Genomic DNA, 12,356 nt, shown 5'->3' on the forward strand with positions numbered 1-12,356 from the left:
ATGAAAATTCAAACCACCGCCATACCTGATGTCCTGATCCTCGAACCCACCGTGTTTGGCGATGATCGCGGCTTTTTCTACGAAAGCTTCAACCAGAAGCGCTTTGCCGAACTGACCGGTGTCACACGCGATTTCGTGCAGGACAATCACTCCAAATCGGCCAAGGGCGTGTTGCGCGGCTTACACTACCAAATCCAGCAGCCGCAAGGCAAGCTGGTGCGTGTGACGGCCGGCGAAGTCTTCGACGTTGCCGTTGACCTGCGCAAGAGCTCTCCGACGTTTGGCCATTGGGTAGGCGTGACCTTATCTGCGGCCAACAAACGCCAGCTGTGGATACCGGAAGGCTTTGCGCACGGCTTCGTGGTCACCAGCGACAGCGCCGAGTTCCTCTACAAGACAACCGACTACTGGGCACCAGAGTTCGAACGCAGCCTCCTGTGGAACGATCCGGCCATCGGCATTGAGTGGCCACTCGATGGCGAACCGCTGCTGTCCGGCAAAGATAAAGTCGGTACCTTGCTGGCCAATGCCGACGTTTTTGCCTGACCGTTACCGGCCAATCTGCCACACTGGAACAAAACTATTTCATGAGCCGTATTTTAAGGCTATGTCACCGTCAGATGTGGGAATGCTCCCAGTGTTGCTTTCAATAACGTTTCCGGTGAACGGATGCGCCCGGCGTCGAGTATCCAGCGCCACCCCAGATAATTTGGCAGATAGCGCGTCGCTACGCCGTGAAACGACCGTAGCCATTCCCGCAAACGGCTGTGATACGCATTGACGTTCTGCACGTGGGCGGCGCCCTGCACACGGATGCCTGCGCGCAAGTTGACGGCCTGGTGGCTGATGTCAGCCTCCCTGGCAAAAGCCCGGTAGGCGGCATGGCCATCGGTGACCAGCAGCACGTCCTTGTCGATGACGGGTAACAAACAGTGCTGCAGCTGCGCCTTCGTCAGCGCCCCTTTGCCAGTGACGAAGTCGAGGGTCTGGCCCGTGCGGTCGCGCGCCACCAGGATGCAGACCTGCTCATTGGAAATGCCGCGCTGGCGGGCATGGCCGCCACGGCGGCGCGCCGGACGCGTCGTCTGCCGCGATCCCTTTTCCGATTCCAGCAGATATAACTCGTCGGCTTCGGCGATGCCATGCAGGCCATGCCGCCGGTCGGTCTTTGCCAGCGATAAAAACCGGTGACGCCAGCGAAACGTGGTGTTGCGATGCACACCCAATTGGCTAGCAGCCTGGCGCACCGAGGATGAGTCGAGCAGGCAGTCGGCATAATCGAGCCACAGCGCCTTTGGCGCAGGCGCGCCACCGGCGTGCCGGTGAGCGCATTGAAGGTCCGGCCGCAGGGAATGCAGCGGTAGCGCTGCAAACCGTGTGCATGGCCGTGCCGGTGCAAGTGTGCCGAGTGGCAGGCGGGAGAGGCCAATCGAGGCTGGGCCACACTTTCCAGCAGCGCGACGGTCGCGTCGTGTGGAGAGTTGCCGCGCAGCAGGACAATACCTGCTTGCCGCTGGCGTCGGTTCAACTGCGCAAACTGCGCGATAAAACTGGTTCATTTCGCTCTACCACCTAGCCATCCACTCAACGCAGTATAGGCGCCGGTGACCGCGCTGGCATATACCAGAAATTTTCGCTGTCCCTCAGCGTATCAGTCATATTAAAGGGATGGATATGCATTACTCAATGGCGCGGCCTTCGCTACGCGGCCTCGCCATTGCACTCACAGCCAGCCACACATAGCCGAGACCACCAAGACGAGGCGGTCGATTAAACGTCGTCTTCCACCACGAAACAATAGATAAGACAAACGGAAACTCCGGCCGATTGCCTGTTGGTGACTCAATAAAGTAATTAGACGCAGCGCTTTAGTATCGTTGCCAGCAGCCAGTCGATAAATTGTCGCTGCCGCGTCGACCTGGCGTCGGTACCAACCGCTCCGAATCAATTGCACACGCTTCTGCACGGCGAAATACCCGCCGCGCGACCCGATCTCATTTCCGGCATGCTGGCGATAACGCATCCCGACTTGTGCATCGAAGTACCACGGCAGCTGCCAAGCTCTGACCAATATGTAGATCAACCAATCATGATAATGTAAGGCTTCAATATCGATCCGGTGATGCCGACAAAACTGCTGAATTTGGACGAAAATAGCGGACCGGATGACAAACGTACAGCCTTGCCCCGCCCCTTCGAAAAGAAAATCTGCGGCACGAATCGTCTTGTTCTGGCCAAGAATCTTGGTACGGCCATCGGCCCAGAATGCCTCTACTGCGCTGGAATAGGCCACTGAGCCGGAATGTTCAAGGCAGGCGATCGCATTACTCAATTTATCACCCAACCAAATATCGTCCTGATCCGCCAAGGCCACATAATCAAATGACGTGACATCAGCAGCCAAATATAACCGACGGAAATTAGCTCCTGCAGAACCGCTAGACACGCTCCACCCCATCAACTCGATAGAAACGCGTCCCGCAAATTTATCTTCAAGCAAAAGCAGCGTACCATCCTTGGATACATCGTCGCCAACTAAAACGTGAACGTCGACGTCTTGCTGCGACAGAATTGACACAAGCTGCTCGCCTAACCACAACGCACCGTTATACGTCGCCAGCAACACCAATACTTTGGGCCTTGATGGCACATCTTTAACGGCAGCGCATATATCGTGCGATCCGGGTAAGGTTTTTGACACTTCCACGCAACTCCAAAATAATTTGATAAGCGTATCGCTTGACCGTCGCCAGAGCGAGTCATTCGGTCGCCAGCGACGTCACAAGATTTTCACTACAAAGGCGCTAGGGGCTACGCGCGCACAGTCGCCGTAGCGCGAAAGAAAAAACTGCAAGCAGCATACCGGCACGGTTGACGAGTTGCTGCATCAGCGAAAATTTTGATTTTTCACCGGTTGTCGAGGCATTGGCTCCGTGACGACGATACAATAAATATACCTCCGGCACTCTGGTAACTTTGCCGAACAATGTTGCAATCAACCCAAGATACCAATCATGCATGTGGATAGTCTTCGGCAAAGGCCAAGCGTCCACAAACTTGCGTCGGCGAAAAGCCAGGCAGCAGCCAACGAATGAATTGCGCCAAAGATTCCGCCAAAAGCCGTTCCGAATACCAATGACCGACGAAATAGTATTACCCGATGGCTGCAGATTTGCGTCCACGATAGCACCATCCAGTTGCACCATATCAGCGCACAATAACTCCCGGCGAATACACTCCAAACGCCCCGGTAACCACACATCGTCCTGATCGGAAAAGACCACAATATCACCCGAAGCAGCCATTAGCAAACGCGAAAAGTTAGCGACCACGCCTCCAGCCCGATCCGTTGCCACCAACGATAAAACAGGTTCATAGGCACGCAGGATTGATAAGGTCTTGTCTGTAGAAGCATCGTCTGCAACCAACAACTCATCACCTGGGAGCAACTGCGCAACTATGCTGTCAATTTGCTCACGTAAATGATCGGCGCCATTATACGTTGCCAGACATACAGAAATATTATTCAGCATATACACACCACATTGAACTCTCACATTAGTGAACCGTCAGAGTCTTGACGACATCCAGTAATTCTGCACGGCTAGCAATTTCGTCCTTCAGTTGCTGAACGATCGTCGCGGAGAGGTTGTTTAAGCGCTGCTCAGAAACCAATAATTCAACGATCATGCGCGCAGTCGCGGGAATATCATTGAAATCAATCGTAGGGAATCGCTGTATAAAATCGATACCTCTCATTGATTCCCGGCTCGCCACCATCGGCATACCGTAAGAAAGCACATCCAGAACTTTCATCTTAATACCACCACCAAGACGAATCGGTGAAACAAATAAGTCACTTTCCCGATGATACTCTTCCAGCATCTCATCGCTAACAAACCCTAAAAAATGCACGTTCGGCGCTGCTACGCGAAGATCAACATCTGCAGCAGAGGAGCCGCATAAATACAAACCGATTGACGGATCTATTTTGAATATCTCAGGCATTAAAGTGTTCACCAGCCACTCGATTGCCTCACGATTGGGAAAATAACTTGCCGACCCGACAAAAAGAAGCTGTTTTTTTCCGGTGTACTTCCATCTGATTGGCTTCAATGCATTCAATTCCTGCCAATGTACTACCTTATCGGCCGCTCCATCGGCCAAGTCTACGGTCTCATCGACGTCGACCGATGAAATACAGATTACTCCATTAGCTTTCTGTATGATTTTCTTTTCGAACACCTTCATTTTTTGAAGTTCCAAAGAGAAAAGAAATCGATAAATTGAATTCTGTGAAGAGTAAATCAGTTGATCGCGCAGAATATGGGTTTCGACGTTATGGGATATATAGACAACAGGAATTCCGGACACTCTTTTGTCCAGCAGCGCCAATCCGGAAATATGCTCTACCACAATGACATCCACCGGATTCTGCGAAATATATTCCGCAATATGTGCAATTGCCTCCCGCGAATATGCCGCCTTGCACTGACGTGGCCACCGTCCAACGAACAAATCGAATAGTGCAGACAACTTTGCACGCAGCCCGGCGCCAATTCTCGGTGTTTCACGCGCGAATAATTTCCAACTGGTCTTCCCGGAATCTAAAATAGCTACGTCCAGTTGCGTATCGTCAACACTTACAAATACAGCGTGTACCGCCGTCGCCATTTTTTGCAACTCAACAAAATGGTTATAACATGCGCGTTTCCCACCGCTACCGGATGCGCCCGGAACTACCGCGCTCAAATATAAAATTTTCATATGATTACTCGATCAACTGGTACTGCGCCTGCATCAGCCTCTTCTTGTGATTTATTTTGCCCCCAGGTCAACGCCAGAATCATGGGCAATTGCGCAATTACTGGTAAATAAAACCAAAAATTGGTAAAAAAAGACAACAATGCACAAAAATATAGCACCGCATAAATGAGAATGTTGCGCATACTCGGATTACTGATACACCTACGATATACGAGTCCGTTTACTAAGGCCACAATGGCGACCAGCAACAAGGTAAATGGAAGGCCACCATCCTTGTATATTGGAAATATGAAAGAGGATACAGTAAACTTATCATCTTCTAAAAAGCTTCTATCCTCTTCCCGTTTGGTTCGGAGAAACGAAGGCATCAACGGATCCAAAGATTGCGCATCGTGATATGGTACTGCGGGATCGTTTGTCAAATTATCCAGATTCAGCACATTAAAAAAACTATATGAATAACCCCAAACCACAGAATCCGGTAACCACATGTACTGAGGAGTCACCTTCGCCAATATCTTGATATCACCAGAACGTAGTGAACCCAATGCACCAAAACAAACCATCAAAATAGTGAACATCAATATGATTTTTCTCATTTTGACGCGCGCTCTCAGTAATGAATATACAACAAACGACTCAACCAAAAGCGATAAAATATTTTGGCGCGAAACCAGAAATAAAAATATTATGATTACTGCAACATAAAAAAATAAATAGCGACGTTTTTTTGATGTAAGATATAAATAAAAAAATGTCAATCCAACCATATTTGCAAATGCATTAAAGAATCCATAAATACTCTTCACGCCAAAACTCAAATAATCCGCAGACGCCCCCATCAATATATTAACTAAAGGAATATAACCAGAATAGATCACATTAAAGGCGGCAATGCCAAGTAGGACGAATAGTATGGTTCCGCTCTTGACTGAGGAAAATTCCTGATCAAATTGTATTTTTTTTATTTTTATTGGTTCGACGGCGCCGACAATGCCGGTAACTAATAAATATACTACTAGGGATGAGAAAATGGCAGCATGAGCGAGAAACCCGATTGGTCGGTGTATTTCACTTATACTAAATCCGGAAAACAACAATATTACAATCCATGGCATTGAGAATGCCATTTGTGGCGACAAGTAATCGGCAATCCACGGCAACAACAATAATCCGGCAAGAATTCCCAAAGAAATCAGTACGAGATAATTTTCACCATAAATATATGCCACTAAGGCAGCACTGCCCCATATAAGGGTCAGCAAGCCAAGGGTCATTCTACTTTTCAATAAATTTAACACACTATCATTTCCAGGAATAAGAAAAGTAAAATTACAGACAGGGACGGTAAACTCCCACGTGAACGTTTATTGCTATTTAAGGAATAGACAACACGAAAAAATAGTGGCGTCGCCAAAACAGCTTGCACTTAGCAGAACTATAGTCGGCCTCGACCAGCATTTCCTTAAGCTTGTCGCCTGCATTGTCCATATAAACTTATCAAGTTTCCGAGGGGGGGGGACAGCGTAAAAGATAAAAGCGAAATGCAGTAATTCATTAAAAATCCTGCCTTATAAAAAAACGAACTTTTAAAAATATTCTAAATAATTTGTTTACATACTTATTCAACAAAACGCCTTCCAAACCAATACTTTTTAAGAGGGCAAATTCATCGTAAGTACCATTCCAATCTTTTTTAAAATAAAATGCTTCATTTACAGCTAAAAACTTCGCCAAACTTCTTTTCCAAGAAGAGTTAGTCAACTGCGAATTGATTAGGAAAATCCTGAATTTGTAACCCTGCACAACCCATAGTTGCATAACGTTATTTTTCATACTTTCATTCTCGAATATCCGGTAAACTGCCAAGTTTTTGTAAAAATGCAGCGCGCCAAATTCCATCACATATTTAGAGAAGAAGAAGTAGTCGGCAGATGGATATTCGGCAGCATCGAATCCGCCAATTTTTATTGCATTTTCTCTTGAAAAGAGTACTCCAAGAGTTCCCATATGACGGTTTCGATAGAAATAATCTTTTATGGAAATTTCTTTTACCGTCACCCTCTTTTTATTCAAAATTAATTTTTTAACACTTTTTAAAAAACGGCTTTTTTTGCCACTATCGCTTTCAAAGCGTTGGTCATCAATATCAATATTACATGATAACAATTTATTGCCATTGCTTTTCTTGAGCAATTCGAACATCGATTCCAAATAATTACTTTTCAAGAAATCATCGTCATGCAATATAGTGACGAACTTTCCGCGCGCCAATAAAATCCCTCTATTCCAATTGCCGAACATTCCAAGATTTTCTTTATTTTGAAAATATCGCAACCTTTCAGATTTAAAACTTTCAACCACCAATTCAGATTCTGTTTTTCCCTCTTGGAAATTATTATCTACTATCAGAATTTCATACTTAATCTTGGAACTCTGGCTTATCGCACTCTCAATTGCCTCTCTTAGCAATTGAGGCCGATTATATGTGGTTATTACTATCGAAATATCAACTTTTTGACTAATATTTTTTTCAATTTCAGCACTTTGAATTTTTAAAACAGATTCTATATGGGCATGCTGTGAAAAATTATCACAGTTAGAAAAATAATTTTTCATTAATTTTACGCGACTCTAAAGAATTTTTTCTATTTATAAGAAAATCTCAAATAATCCAAGATACTGGTGCTCATAGCAAGCACAATGCCTGAAGTGCATTCATTCAGCCTGGGCGGCCTAACGATAATAACCATTTCCCTACCAATCGGCGCCATTAACAGCATCAACGCATTCGATGTTAACTTCCATGATGAAAACTACGTGCCTTAGATTGCTAACAGTGAGCGTTCAACAAATCCACAAAAATGATGGGTGGCAAGCTAATGCACTGTTTTTCAAGCAGTTTTCACCTACTCAGCGATTACCGCCCATTGCTGTGTCGACCGTCGAGCTGCCGTGTGTAATCTGAGCGTTATTAGCAATTACCGAATCATTGCATGAAAGCGACTCTCGCTAAGCTATCAACCAAACTTATCATGTTTTTTTAGAATGAGTACGTTCATTTTTTATATCTCGAGATTAATTTATAAAAATGAAATATCGCGGTTTGACGTGGTTTCATCCATCTGTGCATTAGAAATTCACACCAAAGAATTCTTCAATCTTGCTGATCGAGAAGTCCATCATTTCCTTGGTCAGGCCAGGGAAGACGCCAATCCACAACGTGTCATGCATGATACGGTCGGTATTCGTCAGCTCGCCCGAGACGCGGTAGTTACGCCCGATCATGTACGGTTGGCGCGTCAAGTTGCCGGCAAACAACAAACGCGTACCGATCTTGTTTTGGTCCAGGAATGTCAGCAGGCTGACACGGTCGACGTTTGCTTCCGGACGGAGGGTGATGGGGAAACCGAACCACGATGGGTCCGAGTTCGGCGTCGCTTCCGGTAAGATCAGGAATTCCGCACAGCTTTGCAGGCCGTTTTTCATGTAGTGGAAATTGTCCTTGCGCGCCTGCACGAAGCCGGCCGCGCGGTCCATCTGTGCCAGGCCACAAGCGGCCTGCATGTCCGTGATTTTTAAGTTGTAACCGAGGTGGCTGTAGGTGTACTTGTGGTCGTAGCCGTCTGGCAGGGTACCGAGCTTGCAGCAGAAACGCTGGCCGCAGGTATTGTCCTTGCCCGGCGCACAATAGCAGTCGCGGCCCCAGTCGCGGAACGATTCGGCAATCGCTTTCAGTTCCGGATTGTTGGTAAACACCGCGCCGCCTTCGCCCATGGTGATGTGGTGCGCAGGGTAGAAACTCATGGTGCCGATATCGCCAAAGGTGCCGCACATCTGGCCGTTGTAGGTGGCGCCCAGGGCGTCGCAGCAATCTTCCACCAGCCACAGATTGTATTTCTTGCACAGCGCGACGATGACTTCCAGATTGAACGGATTGCCCAGGGTATGGGCCAGCATGATAGCCTTGGTCTTGTCCGTGATGGCCGCTTCAATTTTCGAGGCATCGATGTTATAGGTGCCCAGCTCGACGTCGACGAAGACGGGCACGGCGCCAAACTGCAAGATCGGGTTGACGGTGGTCGGGAAGCCCGCCGCCACACCGATGACTTCGTCACCTGGCTGAATGGCACGCGCGCCCAGTTTTGGCGAGGTCAGCGCCGAGAAGGCCACCAGGTTGGCCGATGAGCCAGAATTGACGGTGATCAGGAATTCGACGCCGATGAACTTGGCCAGGCGCTGTTCGAATTCGTCATTGAAACGTCCGGTGGTTAGCCAGGCGTCGAGCGAGGCTTCGACCATCAGGCCCATTTCAGGCGCACCGACTACTTTGCCGGCCGGTGGAATCACCGTCACGCCCGGTTCGAATGGTTTCGGTACGCTGGCCAGTGCGCCGTATTGCGCTACCAGGGCAGCGATCTGTTCGCGGATTTGTTGTTGGGTCAGTTGTTCGCTCATGATACAGCCTTCAATTTGTTAAGTATTTTGATAAGTCGTGATTTGCGCCAGCGTCATTGCACGCATGTCGGCGCCCTGGTCGCAGGCTTTATGCCATTCGACGATGTTGGCGATGGTCTGGCCGATATCCCAACGCGGATGCCAGCCCAGCTGGCCGCGCGCCTTGGAACAATCGAGCTTCAGATAGGTAGCTTCGTGTGGATGGTCCTGGCCATCGAGCGACCAGGAGGCGCCGGCGCCCCACTCCTGCGTCATGCGCTCGATGATCCATTCGACGGGCTTGGCATCGGTATCGTGCGGGCCGAAGTTCCAGCCCTCGGCATGCACGGGGCCTTCCGTGTACAGTTTTTCCGCCAGCGTCAGATAACCGCTCAGCGGCTCGAGCACGTGTTGCCACGGACGGATGGCGTGAGGATTGCGGATCATCACCGGCTCGCCGGCGCCAATGGCGCGCAGCATGTCGGGAATCAATCGATCCAGCGCCCAGTCGCCACCACCGATGACGTTGCCGGCGCGGCCGCTGCCCAGGGCAATGCCGTGCTCGGCGTATTTGTCCGCATGGAAGAAGGAACTGCGATAGCCAGCCGTGACGAGTTCGGCGCAGCCCTTGCTGTTGCTGTAGGGATCGTAGCCGCCCATCGCTTCGTTTTCACGGTAGCCCCAGGGCCACTCGCGGTTTTCGTAACACTTGTCGCTGGTGACATTGACCACCGCGCGCACGCCAGGCGTGGCGCGCACGGCTTCAAGCACATTCACCACGCCCATGACGTTGGTGGCATACGTTTCCACCGGGTTCACGTACGAGTAGCGCACCAGTGGCTGTGCCGCCATGTGAATCACGATGTCCGGGCGCGCGATCGCCATGGCGCGCTTGACGGCTTCACCATCGCGCACGTCGCCGATGATCGATTGCATGCCGTGCGCGACATTGGCGACCTCAAACAGGCTGGGCGTGGTGGGCGCTTCCAGCGCGTAACCGGTCACGTCGGCGCCAAGCTGTTGCAGCCACAGGCTCAGCCAGCCACCCTTGAAGCCGGTATGGCCGGTGAGGAAAACGCGCTTCCCTTGCCAGAATGCGGGATTCATCAAACCGCCTTCCAGGGCGCCTTGCCCGATTGCCACAGCTCTTCCAGATGCACCTTGTCGCGCAAGGTATCCATCGGTTGCCAGAATCCGTGATGGAAGTAGGCATCGAGCTGGCCTTCTTGGGCGAGGCGCTCCAATGGCTGCTTTTCCCACACGGTGCTGTCCTCGGCAATATAGTCGATGACTTGCGGCGACAGCACGAAATAGCCGCCGTTGATCCAGGCGCCATCGCCCTGTGGTTTTTCCTGGAAACTGTTGATCTTGTTGCCATCCAGATTCAGCGCGCCAAAACGGCCTGGCGGCTGGGTCGCGGTCAAGGTGGCGAGTTTGCCGTGCGCTTTGTGGAAGGCGATCGATTCGGTAATATTAACATCGCTCACGCCATCGCCGTAGGTGAAGCAGAACGCCTCTTCGCCTTCCAGGTAGGGCTGAACGCGCTTCAGGCGCCCGCCGGTCATGGTTTCGTCGCCGGTATCGACCAGCGTAACCTTCCAGGGCTCAGCGTTGCGCGCATGCACTTCCATCTGATTATTCTCCATATCGAACGTCACGTCCGACGTGTGCAGGAAATAATTGGCGAAATATTCCTTGATGACATAGCCTTTGTAGCCGCAGCAAATCACAAAATCGTTGATGCCGTGGCTTGAATAACTTTTCATGATGTGCCACAAAATTGGCTTGCCACCGATTTCCACCATTGGTTTTGGTTTTGTAGAAGTCTCCTCACTAATACGGGTTCCCAGTCCACCAGCCAGAATTACAGCCTTCATCTTCGTTCCTTAATCATCAAATCAAATTCTCGCCAATACTTTCAAGGCAACTGCATCAATCAAACATCTTGTCTTTTCCAGGAATTTTTAAAAATATCCCAGCGATATTTATTATTGTCATTTCTCATGGAGCACAAATAAGCACCGCGCACATATGCAAAAGCCAAGCCTAGGAAGCCACCAAAAATAAAACCCAGAAGTATAATCATTAATTTCTTCGGCTTTACTTCCTTTTCCGCCGGAACAGCAACATCAAGGATTTGAATAACAGAGGAATCTTTTGCCTCTTCAATTTTAGCCAATTCATATTGCTTTGAAAGCAACTCAAACATTGCTTCCTGATATTTGACATTACGCAAACTACGTACATATTCGACGCCAATTTTAGGGATATTCCCTGTTGGCACCATTAAATCACCATCGCTATTCACTTTTCCAAATTTTAATTTTTCAAGTTGCGTTTTATATCCCTGTATCTCTCCCTGCAGGCGCTGCAGATCAGGATTATTATTTGTTGCAAAACTACGCATTGCATTCAATTGCACTTCCTTGGCCGCAATCGTTCCTTCTAACTGTGCAACGTTACCGATGATGCCTTGCACTTGACCATCTAGTTGCAACATTCCTGTTTTCTCTTGAGTATTGCGCAGTCCAACCTCAGCATCCGCCAATGAATCCTTGGCAGCTATTAACTGTTTTTCAAAAAAAATACGACGTTGCCCAGCATCTGTAACTGCTAAATTTTTTGTGAGTGAAGACAATTCTCCTACAAAGGCGTTAGCTAGTTCGGCAGCAAATTTCGGATCACGGTCTACAACCTGTACAGAAATAATCCCGGATTTTTCACTGCTGACACTGACCAACTCATCTAGCTTTTTTCTGGCATCATCTGATGTCTTTACAGAAAAACGCTTTCTTAGATCAAAATGAGAAATTAAATTATCCGCAATGGTTCGACTATTCAACATTGCAACGTACAAATCATTGGGATTTTTCAATCCACTAATACTACCTGCCGCTCCGGCCAAGCCGCCAAGTTGCCCCAACATTGCCGCGATCCCGGAGCTTTGCTGCTGAGGCGGCAAAATAACTGCTGTGGATGAAAAAGTTGGCTTAGTAAGAAATGCGACAGCAATTGCGAAACTTCCGACGACAAGCGGCATCATGAACAAAATTTTCTTCTGCCGAGCAAGCATCGTCAAGATATCAAGGAAATCCATTCCGTTATTACTTACCGACGAGTGCTGCTCTTTATTTTTCATTTCCTCAGACATC

The 12,356-nt window shown here is 48.9% G+C and carries 10 protein-coding genes and 1 pseudogene; 1 reads left to right on the plus strand and 10 read right to left on the minus strand.

What is annotated here, in order from left to right:
- On the plus strand, positions 1–546 hold the full coding sequence (gene rfbC, locus OPV09_RS27450) for a dTDP-4-dehydrorhamnose 3,5-epimerase (RefSeq protein WP_139248403.1): 546 nt from the start codon (positions 1–3) through the stop codon (positions 544–546).
- Positions 547–605: 59 nt separating this feature from the next.
- Here the strand turns inward: rfbC and OPV09_RS27455 are convergent.
- The 10 genes and pseudogenes from OPV09_RS27455 to OPV09_RS27500 form a co-directional block, all read right to left on the minus strand.
- Positions 606–1,546, minus strand: a pseudogene (locus OPV09_RS27455) (IS1595 family transposase).
- Between the two features lie 177 nt (positions 1,547–1,723).
- Positions 1,724–2,707, minus strand: a complete 984-nt coding sequence (locus OPV09_RS27460; protein WP_175560576.1) for a glycosyltransferase — start codon at positions 2,705–2,707, stop codon at positions 1,724–1,726.
- Positions 2,708–2,804: 97 nt separating this feature from the next.
- A complete protein-coding gene (locus tag OPV09_RS27465; RefSeq protein ID WP_072457795.1) occupies positions 2,805–3,533 on the minus strand; it encodes a glycosyltransferase in 729 nt (242 codons plus the stop codon).
- Positions 3,534–3,558: 25 nt separating this feature from the next.
- A complete protein-coding gene (locus OPV09_RS27470) occupies positions 3,559–4,767 on the minus strand; it encodes a glycosyltransferase (protein ID WP_081368417.1) in 1,209 nt (402 codons plus the stop codon).
- Positions 4,764–6,044: an O-antigen polymerase gene (locus OPV09_RS27475; RefSeq protein WP_338679976.1), complete on the minus strand. Its 1,281-nt coding sequence runs from the start codon at positions 6,042–6,044 to the stop codon at positions 4,764–4,766. Before OPV09_RS27475 ends, OPV09_RS27470 begins: the two co-directional genes overlap by 4 nt.
- A gap of 280 nt (positions 6,045–6,324) precedes the next feature.
- The gene (locus OPV09_RS27480; RefSeq protein ID WP_072457789.1) at positions 6,325–7,386 is read right to left on the minus strand and encodes a glycosyltransferase family 2 protein; all 1,062 of its coding nucleotides are present in this window, start codon (positions 7,384–7,386) and stop codon (positions 6,325–6,327) included.
- Positions 7,387–7,899: 513 nt separating this feature from the next.
- Positions 7,900–9,225, minus strand: coding sequence for a lipopolysaccharide biosynthesis protein RfbH (rfbH, locus tag OPV09_RS27485; RefSeq protein ID WP_338679977.1), 1,326 nt, complete (start codon positions 9,223–9,225; stop codon positions 7,900–7,902).
- A gap of 18 nt (positions 9,226–9,243) precedes the next feature.
- Positions 9,244–10,311: a CDP-glucose 4,6-dehydratase gene (gene rfbG, locus OPV09_RS27490; protein WP_072455201.1), complete on the minus strand. Its 1,068-nt coding sequence runs from the start codon at positions 10,309–10,311 to the stop codon at positions 9,244–9,246.
- The gene (rfbF, locus tag OPV09_RS27495) at positions 10,311–11,081 is read right to left on the minus strand and encodes a glucose-1-phosphate cytidylyltransferase (RefSeq protein ID WP_072457207.1); all 771 of its coding nucleotides are present in this window, start codon (positions 11,079–11,081) and stop codon (positions 10,311–10,313) included. Before rfbF ends, rfbG begins: the two co-directional genes overlap by 1 nt.
- 59 nt (positions 11,082–11,140) lie before the next feature.
- Entirely contained in the window at positions 11,141–12,355 is a 1,215-nt protein-coding gene (locus tag OPV09_RS27500) for a GumC family protein (RefSeq protein WP_175560569.1), read from the minus strand.
- Position 12,356: the final 1 nt, after the last annotated feature.

Origin of the sequence: Janthinobacterium sp. TB1-E2 (genome assembly GCF_036885605.1) — a bacterium.
In the GTDB taxonomy this organism is placed as follows: Bacteria; Pseudomonadota; Gammaproteobacteria; order Burkholderiales; family Burkholderiaceae_D; genus Janthinobacterium; species Janthinobacterium aestuarii.

Coding starts and splice junctions, on each gene's coding strand:
- rfbH (WP_338679977.1), bottom strand. CDS start 9,225: ATGAGCGAACAACTGACCCAACAACAAATCCGCGAACAGATCGCTGCC.
- OPV09_RS27470 (WP_081368417.1), bottom strand. CDS start 4,767: ATGAAAATTTTATATTTGAGCGCGGTAGTTCCGGGCGCATCCGGTAGC.
- rfbC (WP_139248403.1), top strand. CDS start 1: ATGAAAATTCAAACCACCGCCATACCTGATGTCCTGATCCTCGAACCC.
- OPV09_RS27500 (WP_175560569.1), bottom strand. CDS start 12,355: ATGTCTGAGGAAATGAAAAATAAAGAGCAGCACTCGTCGGTAAGTAAT.
- rfbG (WP_072455201.1), bottom strand. CDS start 10,311: ATGAATCCCGCATTCTGGCAAGGGAAGCGCGTTTTCCTCACCGGCCAT.
- OPV09_RS27480 (WP_072457789.1), bottom strand. CDS start 7,386: ATGAAAAATTATTTTTCTAACTGTGATAATTTTTCACAGCATGCCCAT.
- rfbF (WP_072457207.1), bottom strand. CDS start 11,081: ATGAAGGCTGTAATTCTGGCTGGTGGACTGGGAACCCGTATTAGTGAG.
- OPV09_RS27475 (WP_338679976.1), bottom strand. CDS start 6,044: ATGACCCTTGGCTTGCTGACCCTTATATGGGGCAGTGCTGCCTTAGTG.
- OPV09_RS27465 (WP_072457795.1), bottom strand. CDS start 3,533: ATGCTGAATAATATTTCTGTATGTCTGGCAACGTATAATGGCGCCGAT.